Raw genomic sequence first — 20153 nt, forward strand, 5'->3', positions numbered from 1 at the left:
GATGAAGAAAAATTATATCATAGCTACAGTTTTGGCAAGTATGCTAGCCTCCTGTGCAGGCGAAAAGGCAGTAGAAAATGAAACACAAGAGGTGGTTGTGTCTGATGCATCCACAGAAGAATGGACTGATCTATTTGCAAATAATGATTTCTCAAACTGGCACAGATACGGTGGCGGAGAAGTAGGAAATGGTTGGAAAATCGAAAATGGTGAAGCATACCTTGATGCCTCCAATAAAGCAAACTGGGAAGAAGGAGATGGTGGAGACATCACTACAAATGAGGAATACGAGAATTTTCACCTGAAATACGATTGGAAAATCTCGCAGAACGGTAATAGCGGATTGATCTTTTACACCCACGAAGCACCTGAGTACGAGCGTTCCTACCATACGGGTTTAGAAATGCAAGTGCTAGACAACGAAGGCCATCCTGATGCTAAAATCGTAAGCCATAGAGCTGGTGATCTGTATGACCTGATTGTAAGCAGTGAGGAAACAGTGAAGCCTTATGGCGAATGGAACACTGCAGAGATTATCGCAAATAACGGTAAGCTTGATCTAATACTAAATGGTACTACTGTAGTAAGTACCACACTTTGGACTCCAGAATGGGAAGCTTTAGTCGCTGATAGTAAATTCAAAGACATGCCTAATTGGGGCACTTTCAAAAAAGGAAGCATCACCCTTCAAGATCATGGTGATGTAGTTCATTATAGAAACGTGCTGATTAAAGAACTATAATCGTTTATCATTTTAGCTAAAGGAGTCCTACAGAAATGTGGGACTCTTTTTTGATTTAAACATGGCTCAGTATCCATACGCGATTTCATTTTTTTGATCTGGGTCTCCCTTTGTTTGGCAGATGGCAAATTATCGAAAAGCTCTTCGCAAACGAAAGGCCCCACGTCAATCCTGTAGAAGTAAATTTTGAGTGGCATTGAAAATGTTCATACAAACGTCCTCCCAAATCAATGCTGGCATCCTCACCGTATTTGTTGAGCTTTTGGAATAAAAGAATGTAAACCACTGCCATCACCTTATCATTTGAGGTGGCTAAAAATAAGAAAAGCAGCCCATTTGGACTGCTTACTTGTGATCCCGCTGGGGCTCGAACCCAGGACCCATACATTAAAAGTGTATTGCTCTACCAGCTGAGCTACGGAATCGGTAATAAAATAAAAAGCGGAACGTGATTCCGCTTTTAAGAGTGATCCTGTCAGGACTCGAACCTGAAACCTACTGCTTAGAAGGCAGTTGCTCTATCCGGTTGAGCTACAGGACCGGACAATTAGTATGAAGTAAAATTCATCACTAATAATAATAAAGTCGGGGTGGCAGGATTCGAACCTACGACCTCCTCGTCCCAAACGAGGCGCGATACCGGGCTACGCTACACCCCGAAACTTTCTTTTTAACTCCTTGTAAGTTAAAATTTAGATGTTGCCAGAAAATTCTGACACTATCAAGTGATCCCGCTGGGGCTCGAACCCAGGACCCATACATTAAAAGTGTATTGCTCTACCAGCTGAGCTACGGAATCAATTTCTTTTTATTTAGTGAATCTTTATTCACTCTAGTATTAACCACTCGGCTCGAACTTAGAACCCTCCCGATAAAATCAGAATGCGCTACCAGCTGAGCTTCGGAATTATATTTCTCTGAAAGTTTTCAGAAAATTTAACCAAAATCTATTAGTGTTTTGCCTTTCAAATTGACTCCTTGGCCTTGCTTTTTGCCAGATCATTGTCGTAATTGGACTGCAAAAATAAGAGGACAAATTTTAAATGCCAAACGTGAAATCAATCTTTCTCACAAAACTTTTGATATTTTTATCGATATCTCTACAAAGTATTCATTGTCAAGCAGATGTAATTGCTCTAGAAAAAGCAGATTCTTTGTTTGATGCTAGAAGCTACAAAGAGGCAATGGAAATCTATGATTTGAGCTATCAATCGGGAATTTATTCGCCTGCTATGCTATTAAAAATGGCTTTTATCACCGAGGGAATTGGAGATAATGAACGGGCAACGCTCTACCTCAGCAAATATTACGACTTAGACCCAAACCCTCAAGCAATCACTAAAATCAAAAGTCTTACCGGGCAAAGCTCTTTGGTGGGGTATGAAGTTAGCGATGGGCAGCGTTTCCTTATTTTTTTAACCGAGTATCAAACCCACATTGTTGGGGTTTTGTCCATCTTCTTGGTGCTTTCTATTTTCACCAGTTGGGTGACAGGCAGAAAAACAGAAAAGACTCAAACCTTTTGGCCGACAATTTTATTAATTCTCATGATCTTCGCCGCAAACAACTTCCTCAGCGGCCCTAGAACTGGCCTGATTACAAGCAGCCCCACCTACATCGTGAGTAAACCAACTGCGGGAGGAGACCTTCTCGATAGAGTTGAACCAGGTCATCGAATCCGAATCAAATCATCTAAGGATATCTGGTATGAAGTAGAATGGAAGAATCAGTCTGCTTATATCAAAAAAGAGGATGTAACCAGACTATAAGCCCAGAGCCCTTCCACTAACCCAATACCTTTTCTACAGCCTTCAAGAAATCATCTATCTCAGACTTAGTATTGTAAATGTGAGTTGAGATTCGGATTGCGTCTAATCTGCTTTCTGGCACTTGACGGATACGGAATCCCTCCTTACTTATCCAAGTTTCAGCTTCTTGATAGCCCATGTTTTTGGGTTTGAACGTAATCATGCTAATCCGGGATTCTGGTTCTGGAGAACTCAAAATATCTACTATAGAACTCATGTCTGCCAATCCATCAAAGAGGTATTGATTCAGTTCTCGTAATCTAGTGTCGATTTTATCCCGGCCTATTTCTAAGTGAAAATCGGTGGCAGCAACGACCCCTCGCATCATTGGCAGACTTTGGCTACCGTAATCGAAACGATGGGCAGTCGGCACATAGCCTTTGAACTGAGGTGGGTTTTGATACAAATCCCAGCCCAAGTCTGAATAAGCACCCACTTGATAGGCTTGTACTTTATCCAGAATTTCCTCTCGCACGTAGAGAAAGCCAGTTCCATTTGGCCCCAAAACCCATTTGTGATAACTACTCGCGTACAAGTCACACCCTAGATCATGTAGATCTAAAGCAAATGTACCAGCCCCATGTGCTCCATCTATAGCGGTAAATATGCGTCTGCTTCGGGCAAATTCAGAGATTTCTTTGATTGGAAAAACAAGACCAGTAGTACAGGTGACATGTGGAATCGCAATGACTCTGGTTTTGGTCGTCACAAGGGATTTAATCAGGTCCAAATTCTCTGATTGAGTAGCCATGGGCTCGAAGGGCTTCAGTACAATTCCATGCAACTTGGCTCTATTCAGCCACGGAAGCGCATTCCCCACATGCTCATGCAACGTGATGATCACCTCATCTCCAGCTTTCAGTGGAAGTCCCCAACACATGATATTAATGCCCTCGGTGGTATTATGCGTCAAGGAAATTTCAGCCGTTTTTATGTTTACAAAAGCCGCCAACTTCTCCCGTTCTGCACTGGTAGAACCGTATTCTCCGCTCGTATTTGTCTGCAAAAAAGAGCTTTGCAAAGCTTCCAATACCACCCTTGGTGAAGGCCCAAAAGTCCCGTTATTCATATAAATCCGACTATCGGTCAGCGGAAACTGTTTTCTTACCCCCTCCCAAAACTCCTCCCCTTTCAGCGTTTGATCAATAGGATTTCGCTGCGCGTTTACCGTAGAAGTATTGAAAGCAACTAAACTTGGAATAGCTACCCCAGCTGCTAGTTTTTGGAAAAATAATCTTCTGCTTTTCATAGAATTTAGGTCTTGTTGATGAGTTAAGAAATCATCTCCAATAAATCAAACTGTATCCTACTTGCGCATCTTCCAGAAGGTTGGGCGGGACAAAAAACCTGCATTCATTTGACGGTATGGTCTTTTACTTTTTGCCAAAAAAATAGCCTGTGCATTTACAGGCTATAAAATGAATAGGATTGATAAGGAAAGGCTCAGGACAAAGACTCAATTACTTTTCTCAACCCATCTCTTACCGCTGTAGCGACCGGCTCCAACTTGTCATTCTGAATACCCATCATCGAAACCACCGGATCCACAGCAGCCACCTCGATTTGGCCAGCTTCTTTCTCCTGAACAATCACATTGCAGGGAAGCATCAAACCAATTTTATCTTCAGCGACCAACGCTTTGTAGGCATTGGGCGGATTACAAGCACCTAGAATTTGATACTTATGAAAATCCACATCCAATTTTTTCTTGAGCGTAGCTTTCATATCAATGGTAGTCAATACTCCAAAACCCTCCTGTTTCAGCGCTTCAGTTACCTGAACAATCACCTCATCGAAATCACCTCTTAGTGTTTTTGCTATGTAGTAGTCCATTGTTTTTTTTCTTAAAATAGTAAAAAACTTTTTGCAAATTCCGTGACTCCAGTCACACAGAGAGGTTTACTATATTCCTTTGACCTGATGAGTGATCCTAACCTTTAATCAGATTTCCCTAAAAAAATGCCACCTATTCTCTTCACGCTAGCTTTTACTCTTCTATCAATTTTTATAAATGATAAAATCTCCACCTCGTCCCTATCGCCTGATACTTTTGCGAAGGAGGATATTTTCGAAAAAGAACGAATCCGAGTGATTAGACTTGCAGACAAATACAAAGACCTTGAGCCTATCACCGTAACAGCAGATCAAAGCCCCAGGAGCGCAGGTGGTATTCATGATTTTTATTCTGAAGGAGATTACTGGTGGCCAGATCCAGACAATCCAGACGGTGCCTATATCCAACGTGACGGCCTGACTAATCCTGAAAACTTCACCGCTCACCGTGAAGCGATGATACGTTTGAGTCAGATTTCAGGAGCACTAGCTTCAGCTTATTTGGTAACCAAAGACGAGGACTATGTAAAAGCTTTGGCACCACATCTGAAAGCTTGGTTTATAGACAAAGACACGAAGATGAATCCACACCTGCTCTATGCCCAAGCTATCAAAGGTAAGGTGACAGGCCGAGGAATAGGTATCATAGACACAATCCAACTGATGGAAGTGGCCAAAGCAATTCAAGCGGTGGAAGGATTGAGTGTGATTTCCGCTTCAGACATCCATTTGATGAAAGCTTGGTTTAGCGACTATCTGACTTGGATGACTACACACCCCTACGGTATCGCAGAACGTGATCACGGCAACAATCACAGCGTTTGCTGGGCAATGCAGGCCGCGGTTTTTGCACAGCTTGTCGGCAACCAGGAAGTTCTCAATTCTTGCAAGGAAATGTATAAAACCGTTCTACTTCCTACTCAAATGGCAACCGATGGCAGTTTCCCACTTGAACTAAAGCGAACTAAACCCTACGGCTATTCCTTATTCACCCTTGATGCGATGGCAACACTCTGTCAGGTCTATGCTACCGATGACGAGAACTTATACGATTATCAGACCCCTGACGGAAAATCATTAGAGTTGGGAATTAACTTTCTCTATCCTTATGTGGCCGATCAGTCGGCATGGCCTTATCAAAAAGATGTGATGTACTGGGAAAAATGGCCTGTGCGCCATTCCTTCTTGCTTTTTGGAGGATTAGCCTACGATCAAGAGAATTACTTAAAGCTATGGAATACGCTTGATGCTGACTTTGATACGCCAGAAGTTATCCGAAATATGCCCGTACGCTTTCCTTTGCTTTGGGTGGATGGAATCTGAGTTATTTATTTCAAAAAACATCAACCTCAAAATGTTCTAAGGTCTCGCAAAATTCCTCACCGCCATGGTCTTTTTCTTCAAAGACCAAACTTCAAATAGGCTTTGCATAAAATACTTTATCAAGAAATAACTAAAACAACCTGAGGTCTTTGAGTCAATATCTATAAATTTTTACCCATGAAACACCTGTTCCTATTATTCATTTTATCCACCACTCTAAGCTTAGCCAAAGCCCAAACTGAAAGGTCTTTTGATTCTATTTCTCCAGAAAAAGCCTCCCAATTAATTGTAGGCGGCACTGTTCGCTATGCTGACTTTGGGGCAAAAGGTGACGGCAAAACAGATGATATAAATGCCATCGCAGCTGCTCATGAATTTGCCAATAAGCATCAATTGAAAGTAATGGCAGATGAGAGAGCTACTTATTACATCGGAGGAAAAGACCAGACTGCAATCATTCAAACGGATACGGATTTTGGTAAGGCAGCTTTCCTGATAGACGATCGGACTGTGGAAAATCGGAATGCACCAATATTCTTAGTCAAATCAAGCCAAGAGGAAACTAAGCTCGACAGCATCAGCTCTCTCAAGAGAAACCAGCTAAAAATCGACGTTTCCTTACCACAAGCTGCCCTGATCGCGGTGACCAATTCCAATGTGAAGCATTATATCAGGTTTGGGCTAAACCCCACCAACGGATCACCACAGACAGATATTTTTCTCGTGGATAAAAATGGAACTGTGGATAGCAAGGCACCGATTATCTGGGATTTCGATCAAATCACCGAAATCACTGCTCTTCCTATCGATGAGAAAACTCTCAATATAACCGGTGGAATATTTACTACAATTGCCAATCAAGAACCGTCAGAGTACAACTATTATCAGCGAAATATCTCCGTCCAACGCTCCAATGTGGTCATAGACGGTCTCGAACATCACATCTCAGGAGAAGGTCAAAGCGGTGCACCATATAGTGGCTTTGTATCTATCAGTTATGCCACCAATGTCACTGTGAAAAACACCATCCTGACAGGCCACAAAACCTACGTAACTATAGGCAGAGCCGATAAACCAGTCTCCATGGGTTCATATGACATCTTAGTAAACAGAGCTTTAAATGTGTCTTTCATCAATGTCAGTCAAACGAATGATATCGATGACAACACCTACTGGGGAATAATGGGCTCCAATTATAGCAAAAACCTACTTTTTGACAACTGCACCCTTTCACGTTTCGACGCACACATGGGCGTAGCCAATGCGACCATCCGAAACTCGACACTTGGACACATGGGAATTAATGCAATTGGCAGCGGTACTTTCCTAGTAGAGAATTCGGAGATCCGAGGGAGAAATCTGATCAATCTGCGTGCTGACTATGGTAGTACCTGGAAAGGAGAACTCATCATCCGTGACTGTACATTTGTGCCAGCAGGTGGGCGATCTGTCACCGCATCGCTGATCGGTGGCCATAATTCTGGTCAACATGACTTCGGCTACACTTGCTACATGCCCGAAAAAATCACGATTGAAAACCTGAAAATCGACGATTCCAACCATCCAAAAGGCTATGAAGGACCTACTATCTTTGGGGATTTCAATTCAGAAAACACAAGAGCTTCCTATAAAGAGCCCTTTCCGTACTTGATTACACAGGAAGTGAACCTTAAAAAAGTGAGCACTTCGAGTGGGAAAGAAGTAAGAGTAAGCGATAACGAGTGGATGTTTAGGAAAGTGAAAGTAACTAGAAATGAATAAACCAGAGGGTATCTACATTCCTAACTAAAGTCTTTAATCAGTTTTACCCTTCAGATTCTGGGCGAAGCACATAGAGTAATCCTTAGCGTTGAGAAAGCATCAAGCAGTAAATTAGAGCGATTTTTTTCAACCCTAAAACCCATTTGAAATGAGGCCAGGTTTCCTTTGCCAACAGAGAATACCGGTTGAAATCTCTCCGTTTGGAGAAAGATTTCTTAACTTAAAACTTGATTAAGTTTTCATTTTAAAACCATTGTCAATCATGAATATTCTGGAAAATCTAGCCTTCACGGATGAGAGACCTTCCGTGTGCCCAATCCAACGAACAGACAAAATCAACTATTTTGCCATAGGTCTTTTGCAAGGTCAGATTTTAAAAAAGCATACTGCGAACGTGCCTTCACACCTGACAGTGACAAAAGGGGAAGTGGAATTTTTCATCAACGGTGAAACAATACATCTCAGGGAATTTGACACGTATGATATTCCTGTGATGGTGGAGCATGAGGTAAAAGGTATCAAAGAGAAAAATATTTTCACGATCGTTCAAGAGAAATAACCGCGAGGGTTGCCTGGTGTTTTGTAATCGATTGCTCGGAGAAAGCCCAAATATGCCTAAAGACTTGAGCCGAGCCTTTTACAATATTTCTTTTTCTTTGGGAGAAAAACGTCAGCACAGCTAAGTAAAGACTTATCTTGAGAATAAATTTTCATCTACAAAAAGCCAAGCTCAATAAACCTATGAAAACCCTCCTGACCACCGCGCTCTTTCTCAGTATGACATTCGCCTTTGCGCAAGCAGATAAAGACCTCGCATCTCAAGTAGAAAAGCTCCGCCTTGCTCTGATCGATCCCACCATCGCTAACCTAAGCGAACTAAGCTCGGTGAATCTCAGCTATGGGCATTCTAGCGGAAAACTGGAAAATCAAGCCCAATTCATTGATGCGCTTGTCAGTGGTAGTTCGGACTTTGTAACGGTAGAATTTCAGGGTCAGACGATCCATGTTGAAAAAGATATCGCCATCGTGCGTCACAAACTCGTGGCTGACATCGTGGACGGAGGCACACCCAATTCCATCAAAATCGGCGTAATGCTGGTTTGGCACAAGGAAAAGGGTCAGTGGAAATTGCTAGCAAGGCAAGCCTACAAACTGCCGTAATCCATCAATATCAATCTTCAGCTGTAGGTTTTTTGTGCCAATAAGAAGCTAGCAAAGAACCTGTCACATTCATCAAAGGTCCAAAAACAGCCGGAGCCAATCCTACTGTGGCTATTTTTCCCATCTCTTTGGCTATACCAGATGCGAGTCCGCCGTTCTGCATACCGACCTCAATAGCGATAGTTCTACAGTCTTTTTCACTAAGTCGCAGCAGCCTGCTTGCCCAGTATCCGAGCGTATAGCCGGCGAGGTTATGCACCAAAACAAGGATTATCAAAAGCGGCCCGATCTCCAGTAGGCTATCGCGTCCCGCAGCTACGATTATGACTAGGATGAGTGCGATGGCCGCCATGGAAATAATCGGCATGAGGTCATCCAGCCATTTAGCTTTGCCCTGAAGGAAATAATTAAAAAGTAGTCCGGCGCCGATCGGGATAATGACCATCTTCACGATACTGATCATCATTTCCAGCACGTTGATCTCCACAAATTCCCCTGCTAGCCAGCCCATCAAAACTGGGGTAACAAAAGGCGCAAGTAAAGTGGTAATCGAGGTGACAGTAATAGAAAGAGCAAGGTTTGCTTTGGCCAGATAGCTCATGACATTGGACGCCATACCACTGGGTGAGCAGCCTATCAAAATAATTCCAGCTGCAATCTCAGGGGGAAAACCACTCCCACTCGCCAATGCAAAGCCGATAAAAGGCATGATCGTAAACTGACATAGCACGCCAATTATGACCCCCTTCGGCATCTTGACCACACCGAGGAAATCCTGCACGCTCATCGAAGTACCCATCCCAAACATTATCACTTGTATCAGCGGCACGATCAGCGCGCTAAATTTATACCCCTTGTAGGCCAGGAAATACTGTGGAAAATACAGAGCCAAAGCCACCGACGCAAAGATCATCATAGAATAAGCGTAGCCTTTGAGTTTGGGACTGCCCAGAAAAGCAATGCCGCACAAAAAGAAAAAACCTATCCAGAAAAACCCTGCCTGCTCTAACCCTGAAAACAGGCTAATGCCTACAGCAATGAGTAAAAGAATGCCAGAGAGAATTGATAATACTTGGGTGACTTTTGGGTTCAAAGCGTATGGTATTTTGGGTGAAACAACTAAAGTAACCCGAAAGCCGGCAGAAATTGGATTTCGGGTCTATCATAGGCAAAATAGGTTTTCTTAGCTATAAGTCCTGTCGTGTGAACGCTTCTCATTCCACATATCTGTAGGTGCAAAGTAAGAATTGTCAGACTTGTGCAGGTGCTCTTTCACCACTTCTTCATTCAGTTCTATTCCCAGCCCAGGAGCACTTAAAGGCACTGGCGCGTAGCCTTTGTCGATGATTTTTCCTCCACCGGACATTGTCACCATATCCTCCCACCACGGGACATCTACCGAGTGATGCTCCAGTGCCAGGAAGTTTTGCGTAGCAGCTGCACAATGCACGTTTGCCATAAAAGAAACAGGTGTTCCCGCCTGATGCATCGCCATAGATATACCTTTTTCCTCCGCATAATCGGCTATTCTTTTTGTCTCTAACAGCCCACCTGAAGATGCGAGATCCGGGTGAATGATATCCACCGCATGATTATCGATCAGATCTTTGAAATAGTGAAGCAGATAAATATCCTCTCCGGTAGTTGTCGGGGTGTTAAGCGCATCAGTGATTGTTTTGTGCTGTTGCCAAAGTTGCCAAGGCACCATATCCTCGAGCCAGGCTAGACGATATTTGTCCAAAGCATGCCCGAGGCGGATGCAGTTATTGAGATCAAAATGACCGTAGTGATCGGTGGAAAGTGGTATTTCGTAGCCCACCATGCCTCTGACGTGATCTACGATTTTGGCGAGTTCGTCCAACCCTTTCTCAGTGATTTGAATTCCGGTGAAGGGATGTGCTGTATTTCCATAAGACATGTATCCTCCAGACCATTGACTTCTACCTGTTTTTAGGATTTCGGGATTCACTATGCAGCCCGGGATATCCATGATCTCTCCGATAGACACATCCATTTTTAGCCAGGTGTAACCTTGGTCCTCGGTTCTATATTTGATGAGTTTGAGTTGTTCTTCGGGAGAGCTAGACTCAGGAGTATCGGCATATAACCTCACAGAGTCGCGATATCTACCACCCAGTAGTTGCCATGCAGGTACATTGTAAGCTTTGCCACAAAGATCCCAAAGCGCCATCTCCACCCCGCAGACGCCACCGGCTTGGCGGCTTTGCCCTCCAAACTGCTTAATGATTTTGAAAATTTTCTCCACGTTGCAGGGATTTTCGCCCAGGATTCTGCTTTTCAGCATCAAGGCGTATTTGGGATCAGCGCCATCTCGGACCTCGCCGAGGCCATAGATTCCTTGATTGGTATCTATGCGCAAAATAGCAGTGCCACCCATTACGGCGGTATGCGCATAGCGGAGGTCGGTGATTTTAAGATCAGAGGGAGCTGAGGCTCTTCGGACATTTTTGGTGGTCTCGGCCATGGTGTCTTCTATGCTCAGGCCCATAAGCGCGGCCATGCTCAGGCCGCCCAAGGCTGTTTTCTTGAGAAAATCTCTTCTATTATCCAGCGTCTGAGGATTGTCAATTTCTGCCTGACGCTGAGCCGCATAGGTCCGCTCCTGCTCTTTGCTTTTTTGTATGAGGTGCTGTAGTGTACTTTTCATGGTATCGTGGGTTGATGTTTATTCACTAGTAAAATTTCATGATGAGTATTCTGAATCTTCTGCTTTTTCAAATTGATATTCGCGTGATTATCTTCAAATCACTGCTCAATAATTCCGCTCTTTGAGGTAGTCATCCAGTTCCTTTTTGCTCATAGGCAGTTTATCGGGATAGTTATTTAGCCAATTCAAGAAATCTTTTTTGATCTCCTCGGTCCACTCACTATCGATCTGACCTGCCAGGTATTTTCCCTCTCTAAGTCGCAGATGACCAAACTCATCTCTCAATCCTGTAACTTCTGAGGTGAGCACCAGCTCCTCTACCAAATGCGCAGGAATGAAAATCACTCCGTACTTTTTTGCCAATACCACATCACCCGGAAGCACAGTAGCTCTACCGAGTCGGATGGGGGCGTTGATAGAAGTGAGCATCATCTGCTGGATATAGGATGGATCCTGACCTTTGATCCAAGCATTGAAGCCTTGGATTTCGGATAGTCCTTCCTGGTCGCGCACCGAGCCATTGAATATTACCCCACGCTGAGATCTGGCGTAGATAGCATTACCGAGATTGTCTCCGATGAGGGTACCATCGATCACTTTACCATAGCTATCAGCTACATATATATCTCCATTGGTAAGGATATCGATTGGCCAGGAATTCGTACCGCCTTTGGGCGAACGCCCCTCCTTATTGACACCCTGATCTTTGATTTGCTTATCCATATCAGGCCTGAGCGGCATGTACTGAGCTGTCACAACTCGTCCTGTCATAGCCTCATCCGGCAGCATAATCTGCCAATCTCCTTCATATTGATTTTGATAGCCTTTGTTGCGCAATACGCCCCAGGCCTCTTCGATGGATATATTTTTGAGGCGCTCAAGGATGGAGTCAGACACTTTTGGCCTGCCATCAGGCATTCGCTCACCTTTCCACTCAGCAGTGTTTGATATAGTCAGGCGAAGAGCCCACATTTTGAGCGTAAGAAGGAGCTGCGAGTAAAATTCCGCAGGCTAGCAGGAATAACTTGGCAGCGGGAGATTTCAGGCAAAACTTAGGGTTGATTGAAAACTTCATATTCTGGGTTTTTTGGTGTTGTATAATTGCATGAAAATCAAAATCAGGCAGTTAATACTTGTTTATTCAAAGAAAGGAATTCCCGGAGCCGCATACTTTTTCATGCCTTCCTCATTGATCTCCACTCCTATCCCGGGTTTTTCTGAGACTGTGATAAAGCTATTTTCTGTTCTAGGACCATCATAGGTGACGATATCCTTCCACAGCTGATCTTTGTCCATGTAGATTTGCCACTCCAATATCTGGAAGTTTGGAACCGAGGCACATACATGGCAGCTAGCCATAGCTCCCAGGAAGGAGGCGACCATGTGGGGAGAAAAAGGCACGTAGTATAAGTTGGCGAGGTTGGCGATACGCTGAGCTTCGCCCAAGCCTCCAGCCTTCTGCAGGTCTGGCATGATGATATTCAATGCGCCATCGGCAAGCAGCTTGGTAAAGCCATAAGCGAGGTAGATATTTTCGCCGGCGCATATAGGCGTTGTGGTCTCCTGAGTGATGTATTTGTACATTTCAGGATTGTCTGCGGGGATAGGCTCTTCGAGCCACATGAGGTTTAGCGGCTCATACATTTTTGCCATTTTCATACCCGTCACCGCATCGTAGCGACCATGCATATCTACGTAAACATCAATAGTAGGTCCTACTGCTTCTCTTACAGCTGCGATAGCATTGTACATTCTATCGATCTCCATGGGGTTGGCAGTCCAATTGAATCGGTCGTATTTATTAGGATCACGCCCATCATCCACGTCAAACTTGACGGCATTGTAGCCTCTACTCACTGCATCTTTTGCGGCTGTGGCATAATCCTGAGGCGAAGGATTAGTGGATGTATAGAGTGCTGTATCGCAATATACTCTGATTTTATCCCGGTATTTGCCACCCAATAATTGATACACCGGCACACCAAATACTTTTCCTGTGATGTCCCACAGCGCTGTCTCGATCGCCGTGAGTACGGCTACATAGACTCCGGACTGAGCCCCACCAAAAAAAGCTCCTTTGCGAAGCTGCTCTGCCAGGCGATTTGGATTGAGGGGGTTTTGACCTTTCAGTTGATCACCCATTTTTTTCACCAAATAGTAAGTCCCTTGAATGGCATCTACTGCCTCGCCACAGCCCCAGACATCTTGATTGGTGTATATTTTCACATAGACCGCACCTCTCACAAAACCACATTTGATAGCTGTGATTTTCAGGTCTGCAGGATTGGAATAGGGGTTTTGTCTGGCGACGGCAGCATGGAGTCCCTGACCAAAGGTAGAAAGCATTGCAGCACTGGTGAGTCCGGCGGCAGCTCCTTTTTGGAGAAAAGACCTTCTTGAATTTCCGTTTTTCATGTGTTTATAATTTGATTTTTAATAGCCACATGGAATCTCGCATTGTTATAATCATCACATTGTGTGACGTCTTCGTCATGCTCGATTTCATAGGTTTGTTTGGGTTAGTGTAGCGTTTACCAAGTTCTGTTTTTCAGGATTTCCTGAATTTGTTCTTTGGCTATAGGCAACTCATCCATGTGAGCAGTAAGCCATTGAGAAAAGTCTTTTTCGATTTCATCTGACCAGCGGGTATCGATCTGCCCGGCCGTATAAGTACCGTCTCTAAGTCGCTCGTGGCCAAACATATCCCGAAGTCTGACTACCTCTGAAGTCACGACTACTTTTTCAGCGAGATGAGCCGGAATAAAAGATACCGCACCATCACGGCCAAGCACCACATCTCCCGCCATCACGGTGACTTGATGAATTCGAGTAGGGCGATTGATACCTATAAGCATGGTATTCAGATCTCCGGGTTGATTGTGATGGGAAGGATGATAACTCGATACAAATGAGGTAAATCCTCCAATTTCCTTGAGCCCGACGATATCACGAACTGCGCCATCATAGACTATTCCGTTGCCGGATTTTGCATAGATGGCATTACCTACGTTATCACCGATAGTGGGGCCGCCATTGTGAATACCGAATTGATCCACTACATAAACATCGTCAGGCTGCAAGAGATCCACAGGCCAAGAGTTTTGTCCTCTTTTGCCTTCCTTTTTTCCCCGTTCGTCGATCGCATCGTGGATATCAGGCCGACCAGGCATAAAAGTCGCCGTCAACGCCCTACCTACCAAAACACTATCGGAATTGATCAAAAGACCCCAATTGTCTGCATACTGGTATTTGTAGCCGGCATTTTTCATCACTGCCCAAGCCTCGTCATGTGTCACATCCCGCATGCGACGAAGAATGTCATCGGATACTTTTGGGCGACCATCATCAAAGCGCTCTCCCTGCCATAAGGGAGTCAAGAAGAGCATTTCTTCTTTGGAAATTTGCTGCGCAAATGAGCCGGATACGCTCAGCAAAATCAAAATAGCGCTGAGTACAAGTTTTCTATTCATGTGTTTATAATTTGATTTTTAATGGACACATGGAATCTCGCATTGGTATAATCATCCCACTGTGTGACGTTATTCGTCATGCTCAATTTCATAGCTGAATGCATTTAAAAAAAAGGGCTCAGCCGTAGCCAAGCCCTTAATCACTTATTTATCCCACCATACTTTTGTACCCAGATTGTCTGGACCTTGAGCAGAAATGGCCGCATTAACATTCTGAGAATTCACTGATATCTCAGAGTTTGGATAGGTCAATCGGTTGATAAACTCCACTTCTTTTCCAGGAAAAGGATTTGAAGCAAGGGTTGGAAACCCTGATCTACGGTAATTTGCAAATGCCTCAGGACCATTCAAAAAGGATGAAACCCAATATTGGGTATTGATCTGCTCTAGGGCAGTAGTCGGGTTGAATGGATTGGCAGCCAAGTAGCTATCGACGGCGGCAGGTGAGATTGCTGAAGCTGCGTCCACAGTTCCTAACTGCTCCATATGTGCTCTTACTCCGGCATTGTAATAAGCTTCCACTGTTTCTGTAGTGATCCAGCCCCGTTGACGAGCTTCGGCTAGCAGCAGGAAATTTTGCGAAGCAGTGACCAGAAAGTTAGGCGCAGTGTTTTTTGCTAGACGTCTTCTATCTGCCTGAGCAAACTCATAGAAACTTGCCAACCCCAAATTTGCGGCTGCAGTAACTGCACTTGCATTGTCATTTCCCATAGGCATACCCACATGGACACCTGCAGCATAAGTACCTCGGGCAGGCGTCTGCTCAGGGCCTGACTTAGCACCTACGTAGGTGATCGCAATAGCAGAAAGTCGCGGATCGTTTTTGCTTCGCAAATAATTGACGAAAGGAGCGGTAAGGTAAAAATTAGATGCCTCGGTTGCGTTTAGCAGGTTACCGATAGGATTGGGATAATTCGGATCGTGAGCGACTTTTGCATTATTGGAATTGGACAAAATCACTCCACCCTGTGCCGCAGCTTGTACTATCTGCTGTGCTCTGGTAGGATCCACTTGGCTTAATCTCATCCCTGCTCTTAGCAAAAGTGAATTGCCAAAGCTTTTCCATTTATTCAGATCGCCGCCATAAAGGATATCCGCTGTTTCCACTTTTCCAGAAAGATTGAGTGCAGCAGTAGCTTCCGTCAGTTCTTTGATGATATCAGCATAGATCTCTTCCTGAGCATCATAAGCTGGAAAATAAATCTGCTCGGAAAAGCCTACTCCACCTTCATCATAAGGAATGTAGCCATACTCATCTGTCAAAACCATGAAGGCAAATGCTTGCACGATTCTGGTCATTTGGAGCAAGTTTGCTCTGGAAGGATTATCTTGGATACGGCTGATTACATCTTTTGTGTTTTTGATCACATTTCGGTAATAGTTTTGCCAAACCTCCTGGGTGGAGTTTCTATTGTCCTGATTGTAATTGGCGCCTGTGAGTACACCTGAATTAGGAGATATGATTTGCTGCACCACTCCTATGTCATATACTAGAGTACCAATAGGATAGGCTGTACCCACGATGGCAGCATTCAGCTGAAATGCCGGATCTATCGAAGTAGCACTAGTTTTATTGATATTGAGCTCATCGAAATTGCTATCACATGCTGCTGAGACCAACAGAATAGAAGCTATGAAGATATAATTAATGATCTTTTTCATGTGTATATAATTGAATTTTGAAGGTCACATGGAATCTCGCACGGTTAATAGTCATACCAGTGTGTGACGGCTGTGTCATGCTCGATTTCATATGTTTATAATTTGTCTTTCAAAGGCCATATGGAATCTCGCAGCGATTATAATCATGCCAGTGGGTGACTTTTTAGTCATGCTCGATTTCATGTCTTTTGAGATTAGAATTTGACATTAAGATTAAAACCTAGACCTCTAGTAGAAGGCAATCCGGTGGATTCCATACCGACGAGGTTATCTGAGGAATAGCCAAAAGACTCAGGGTCTATATTATCCACCCATTTCTTGAGCATGAAAACATTGTTGGCTACAAAATTCAGCTTCACTGATTTGAATGGCTGATTTTCCGGAAGGAACTTGGTGAAATCATATCCCAGTGTAATCTGACGTAGCTTCACATAGCCCCCGTCATAGATCACCGGCTCTACTAATGCCTGAGAGCGAACAACTTCCCAATAAGACTGTACAGGCGCGGCAACAGTATTCACCTCCCCTTTTTCATTGACACCGACTCCTACTACTCCGCCTTCTCTGCCTTCCAGTGTCATTTTATGAAGGCCATGTCTGGTGGCGTTGAAGTTGGTACCCGAAAGCATGATGTTGCCTAGCTTGTAATCAATCAAGAAGGAAAGCATGATTCCTTTGTAATTGAATGAGTTGTTGAAACCTCCCACCCAATTTGGCAGAGCACTACCAAAATTGACCAACTCGGCAGTTCTGATCGGAATGCCATTGGCTCCAAAAATTTGTCTGCCCTGATCATCTCTTTTAAATCCAAAACCGGCTACCTGCCCCATTTCTTCTCCTACAATTTGTCTCAGTTCTCCATTGAAAACGTGTGTACCTACTGTGATACGCTCACCTGGAGTGTCTGTGAGAAGACTCAGTACTTTGGTTTTATTGTAAGCGGAGTTGGCTGTGAATTCCCAAGTGAAATTATCATTCTCTATCGGCACCAAAGTCAAGAGCATTTCCACTCCTTTATTTTCACTTTGCCCACTATTGATCGATGTATTGACAAAGCCAGAAGCATCTGAAATCTGTGCACTTACGATCTGATCCGTTGTGAGCTTGCGATATGCTGCAAAATCCAAACTTACTCTGCCTTGTAACATGCTCAATTCAAATCCCGCCTCGATCTCACCGATTCGCATTGGACGGAGATTTGGATTTGGAAGGTTACTTCCTATGGGCCCGCCCACGGGCTGTCCGTTGAATAGGTTATTGTTGATACCGTAGAAAAGTACGTTGGAATAAGCTCCCACATCAGCATCACTACCCACTTCGGCGTATGCTACTCTCAGCTTACCAAAGTTTAGCCAGTCACCTTTGCCGAAATTCTCTGTAAATACCCAGCTCGCTGAGATTGATGGATAGAGGATACTTCTATTTTCTTTGGACAAGGTGGAGAACCAATCGTTTCGTACGGTACCTGTAAGAAACAACATGTCTTTAAAAGACACCTCAGCAGATCCGTAGAGGGAATTGACGGCGCGCTCGTTGAGGTCATAAATCGGATCTTTAGCTCTACCATTTTGCACGGTGTAAAGATCTCTCACTACAAAATCCGTCACTTGCACACTGTTCAGATCAGATCTACGCTGCATGTGATTGCCACCGAAGTTGGCATTGATACCAAAGTCCCCGAAGTCCTTATTGGCATTGATGAGGAAATCTGTATTCAGCTCCCTAAATCTGCGTTGCTCTTGGGTATAAACACCATTGACAAAACCTGCCGGGGCAGCTGCTCTTGATGCTTGTCCTGTAGGAAAGTTGTTATAATCCTGATCTCGGGTCCAGAAATCCTGACCTACTCTACCTTGTACAAATAACCAATCGGTGAGATTATACTTCACTGCGATATTGCCAAAGATTCTATCTCTACGAATATTTTGGAATTGCTCTGAGAGTGTAAAGTATGGATTAGTACGATTTCTGAATCTTGAATAGACTGCTTCGTTGCCATTTGCATCAAAAGCATTGTCTCTTAGCACATCGAGCGGCATGGAGTTGGCCATGTTATAAAGTGCCACAGGGATGGTGTTGTCCTGCTGACCTACGTTTGGCGGGTTGGTATTTTCCTCATGAGAATAGTTGATATTACCTCTGAAACTAAGCTTTTCACTCAAATCATAGCCAAATCCCAAATTGATCGTCTTTCGATTATAGGTATTATTTGGGACTATACCCTTGCTATTGAGATCAGAGAAAGATAGGCTCATTCCGCCTTTATCCCCCGAGCTAGCTAGCGTTACCGAGTTGGTAATATTCTGTCCGTTGCGAAAAAAATCATTAATAATACCTCTCACAGGCACATAAGGTACTGTCACTCCGTCAAAAAGGACCTGGGTCATTCCCGGCTGAAACTTTTCTCCGAAAGACCACTGTCCTGAGGTAGGGTTTGGCGTAGTCGGTCTTACTCCCTGTTCGCCTTGCCCGTATTCATACTGATAATCTGTAAAGTCCAGTGGAGCCTCATTGGTGTAATTGAGGTTGTAGGTCACTCCTATACCTCGGGTATCATTTTTACTTTTAGTCGTGATCATGATTACCCCATCTTTGGCTCGTGAGCCATAAAGCGCAGCTGCCGCGGCACCTTTCAGAATAGTCATGTTCTGCACATCATCCGGGTTGATACTGGATAGTCCGTCTCCACCGTCAGAGGTGTTTCCCCCTCCACGTACACCTATAGAGCTATCGGAGGCATTATTTCCTGGATTGGAGCCAAAGTTGGTGTTGTCTATCGGCACTCCGTTCACTACTATCAGGGGATTATTTTGTCCTGAGATGGAGGACTGACCTCTGATCCGAATTTTGGAAGTACCTCCCGGGCCTGTACCCAGAGCTGAAATCGAAACCCCTGCCACTTTGCCCTGAAGGGCGTTTATCACATTGGGGGTTCTATTGATAGTGAGCTCGTCGGACTGCACAGTAGAGGTCGCGTAACCTAGACTTTTGGCTGATTTCTCTATACCTAGTGCGGTCACCACTACTTCTTCGAGATCGCTTTCATCCAGCTTCATAGTCAGATCGATCACAGATCTATTCCCTACTACTTCCTCCTGATTGAGGTAGCCAACGAATGAATACACGAGTACAGATGAGGCATTGGGTACGTCAATAGAATAGTTGCCATCGTTTCCCGACACAGTACCGGTAGCAGTACCTTTCAAAAGAATGTTAACACCCGGAAAAGGGGTGCCATTTTCATCTGTAATCTTACCTGTGATCTGCACGCGGCGATCATTCAGCTTTGGTAGATTATTTCTATTCCTTGCCACTGAATTGGCATTCGCACGCCCATTTGAAGCCGGCGAGCTAGTAAGCACAAATTGAAGTTCAGCATTTTTGGGAGCTGAGGTAGATTTGTTTTGAAAAATCACATAAAAATTGTCCCCGGCCTTTTCATAGTTAAGACCTGTCTCTTGGAGAACTTCTTTAAGACCTTCTTCGACCGAGGAGAAAGATGTCTTGGTGGAGTTGATCTTTTTTGATTGCACTAACTCATCTTTGTAGGCAATCGAAACTTTAAATTTACTTTCAAACTGGCTCAGGATCTCTTTCAGATCACTGCTTTCTGTCCTAGGCGAATAGCGCTCGAGACGTTTTTCTGAAGCCATCAAGTTCTCGACCTGCGCTGTAGCAAACCAAGAAATCGAACAGCTTATACACAGTAGTACAAACTTTCTCAT

The 20153-nt window shown here is 44.1% G+C and carries 14 protein-coding genes, 4 tRNA genes and 1 pseudogene; 6 read left to right on the forward strand and 13 right to left on the reverse strand.

Annotation, left to right across the window (positions count from 1 at the left end; translation table 11 throughout):
* Position 1: 1 nt before the first annotated feature.
* On the forward strand, positions 2–742 hold the full coding sequence (locus tag ABJH64_RS13955; RefSeq protein WP_348274896.1) for a DUF1080 domain-containing protein: 741 nt from the start codon (positions 2–4) through the stop codon (positions 740–742).
* 352 nt (positions 743–1094) lie between these two features.
* Here ABJH64_RS13955 and ABJH64_RS13960 read toward each other — a convergent pair.
* From ABJH64_RS13960 to ABJH64_RS13975, 4 genes are all read right to left on the reverse strand, one after another.
* Positions 1095–1167, reverse strand: a tRNA-Lys gene (locus ABJH64_RS13960).
* A 42-nt stretch (positions 1168–1209) separates the two neighbouring features.
* A tRNA-Arg gene (locus tag ABJH64_RS13965) sits at positions 1210–1283 on the reverse strand.
* A 44-nt stretch (positions 1284–1327) separates the two neighbouring features.
* Positions 1328–1401 (reverse strand) — tRNA-Pro (locus tag ABJH64_RS13970).
* A 67-nt stretch (positions 1402–1468) separates the two neighbouring features.
* Positions 1469–1541, reverse strand: a tRNA-Lys gene (locus ABJH64_RS13975).
* Positions 1542–1821: 280 nt separating this feature from the next.
* On the opposite strand from ABJH64_RS13975, the gene ABJH64_RS13980 reads away from it, so the two are divergent.
* Positions 1822–2511, forward strand: a complete 690-nt coding sequence (locus ABJH64_RS13980; protein WP_348274897.1) for a hypothetical protein — start codon at positions 1822–1824, stop codon at positions 2509–2511.
* Positions 2512–2527: 16 nt separating this feature from the next.
* Here ABJH64_RS13980 and ABJH64_RS13985 read toward each other — a convergent pair whose 3' ends face one another.
* Both ABJH64_RS13985 and ABJH64_RS13990 read right to left on the reverse strand, forming a co-directional pair.
* On the reverse strand, positions 2528–3799 hold the full coding sequence (locus tag ABJH64_RS13985) for an aminotransferase class V-fold PLP-dependent enzyme (protein ID WP_348274898.1): 1272 nt from the start codon (positions 3797–3799) through the stop codon (positions 2528–2530).
* A 194-nt stretch (positions 3800–3993) separates the two neighbouring features.
* Entirely contained in the window at positions 3994–4383 is a 390-nt protein-coding gene (locus ABJH64_RS13990; RefSeq protein WP_348274899.1) for a DUF302 domain-containing protein, read from the reverse strand.
* A gap of 126 nt (positions 4384–4509) precedes the next feature.
* Between ABJH64_RS13990 and ABJH64_RS13995 the strand changes: the two genes are divergently transcribed.
* The 4 genes from ABJH64_RS13995 (at position 4510) to ABJH64_RS14010 (ending at position 8628) form a co-directional block, all read left to right on the forward strand.
* Complete coding sequence (locus tag ABJH64_RS13995) at positions 4510–5706, forward strand: alginate lyase family protein (protein WP_348274900.1); 1197 nt, start codon at positions 4510–4512, stop codon at positions 5704–5706.
* 177 nt (positions 5707–5883) lie between these two features.
* On the forward strand, positions 5884–7467 hold the full coding sequence (locus ABJH64_RS14000; RefSeq protein ID WP_348274901.1) for a hypothetical protein: 1584 nt from the start codon (positions 5884–5886) through the stop codon (positions 7465–7467).
* A 262-nt stretch (positions 7468–7729) separates the two neighbouring features.
* Positions 7730–8026 carry a hypothetical protein gene (locus ABJH64_RS14005; RefSeq protein WP_348274902.1) on the forward strand — a complete coding sequence of 99 codons (297 nt, stop codon included), beginning with the start codon at positions 7730–7732 and terminating at the stop codon, positions 8024–8026.
* Positions 8027–8208: 182 nt separating this feature from the next.
* Entirely contained in the window at positions 8209–8628 is a 420-nt protein-coding gene (locus ABJH64_RS14010) for a nuclear transport factor 2 family protein (RefSeq protein ID WP_348274903.1), read from the forward strand.
* Positions 8629–8638: 10 nt separating this feature from the next.
* On the opposite strand, the gene ABJH64_RS14015 is transcribed toward ABJH64_RS14010, so the two are convergent.
* The 7 genes and pseudogenes from ABJH64_RS14015 to ABJH64_RS14045 form a co-directional block, all read right to left on the reverse strand.
* Positions 8639–9721: a bile acid:sodium symporter family protein gene (locus ABJH64_RS14015; protein ID WP_348274904.1), complete on the reverse strand. Its 1083-nt coding sequence runs from the start codon at positions 9719–9721 to the stop codon at positions 8639–8641.
* A gap of 90 nt (positions 9722–9811) precedes the next feature.
* A complete protein-coding gene (locus ABJH64_RS14020; protein WP_348274905.1) occupies positions 9812–11296 on the reverse strand; it encodes a mandelate racemase/muconate lactonizing enzyme family protein in 1485 nt (494 codons plus the stop codon).
* Between the two features lie 105 nt (positions 11297–11401).
* A pseudogene (locus ABJH64_RS14025) lies at positions 11402–12371 on the reverse strand (RraA family protein).
* 62 nt (positions 12372–12433) lie between these two features.
* Positions 12434–13711: a mandelate racemase/muconate lactonizing enzyme family protein gene (locus tag ABJH64_RS14030; RefSeq protein ID WP_348299372.1), complete on the reverse strand. Its 1278-nt coding sequence runs from the start codon at positions 13709–13711 to the stop codon at positions 12434–12436.
* A gap of 116 nt (positions 13712–13827) precedes the next feature.
* Positions 13828–14766, reverse strand: coding sequence for an RraA family protein (locus tag ABJH64_RS14035; RefSeq protein WP_348274907.1), 939 nt, complete (start codon positions 14764–14766; stop codon positions 13828–13830).
* A gap of 144 nt (positions 14767–14910) precedes the next feature.
* On the reverse strand, positions 14911–16428 hold the full coding sequence (locus ABJH64_RS14040; protein WP_348274908.1) for a SusD/RagB family nutrient-binding outer membrane lipoprotein: 1518 nt from the start codon (positions 16426–16428) through the stop codon (positions 14911–14913).
* Between the two features lie 194 nt (positions 16429–16622).
* Entirely contained in the window at positions 16623–20153 is a 3531-nt protein-coding gene (locus ABJH64_RS14045; RefSeq protein ID WP_348274909.1) for a SusC/RagA family TonB-linked outer membrane protein, read from the reverse strand.

It is taken from the genome of Algoriphagus sp., from assembly GCF_039969895.1.
Lineage (GTDB): Bacteria > Bacteroidota > Bacteroidia > Cytophagales > Cyclobacteriaceae > Algoriphagus.

Excerpts from the sequence above, each read along its gene's own strand:
- ABJH64_RS13985 (WP_348274898.1), bottom strand. The coding sequence starts at position 3,799 with ATGAAAAGCAGAAGATTATTTTTCCAAAAACTAGCAGCTGGGGTAGCT.
- ABJH64_RS14040 (WP_348274908.1), bottom strand. The coding sequence starts at position 16,428 with ATGAAAAAGATCATTAATTATATCTTCATAGCTTCTATTCTGTTGGTC.
- ABJH64_RS13955 (WP_348274896.1), top strand. The coding sequence starts at position 2 with ATGAAGAAAAATTATATCATAGCTACAGTTTTGGCAAGTATGCTAGCC.
- ABJH64_RS14030 (WP_348299372.1), bottom strand. The coding sequence starts at position 13,711 with ATGAAAAACGGAAATTCAAGAAGGTCTTTTCTCCAAAAAGGAGCTGCC.
- ABJH64_RS14000 (WP_348274901.1), top strand. The coding sequence starts at position 5,884 with ATGAAACACCTGTTCCTATTATTCATTTTATCCACCACTCTAAGCTTA.
- ABJH64_RS14035 (WP_348274907.1), bottom strand. The coding sequence starts at position 14,766 with ATGAATAGAAAACTTGTACTCAGCGCTATTTTGATTTTGCTGAGCGTA.
- ABJH64_RS14020 (WP_348274905.1), bottom strand. The coding sequence starts at position 11,296 with ATGAAAAGTACACTACAGCACCTCATACAAAAAAGCAAAGAGCAGGAG.
- ABJH64_RS14010 (WP_348274903.1), top strand. The coding sequence starts at position 8,209 with ATGAAAACCCTCCTGACCACCGCGCTCTTTCTCAGTATGACATTCGCC.
- ABJH64_RS14045 (WP_348274909.1), bottom strand. The coding sequence starts at position 20,153 with ATGAGAAAGTTTGTACTACTGTGTATAAGCTGTTCGATTTCTTGGTTT.
- ABJH64_RS14005 (WP_348274902.1), top strand. The coding sequence starts at position 7,730 with ATGAATATTCTGGAAAATCTAGCCTTCACGGATGAGAGACCTTCCGTG.
- ABJH64_RS13995 (WP_348274900.1), top strand. The coding sequence starts at position 4,510 with ATGCCACCTATTCTCTTCACGCTAGCTTTTACTCTTCTATCAATTTTT.
- ABJH64_RS13990 (WP_348274899.1), bottom strand. The coding sequence starts at position 4,383 with ATGGACTACTACATAGCAAAAACACTAAGAGGTGATTTCGATGAGGTG.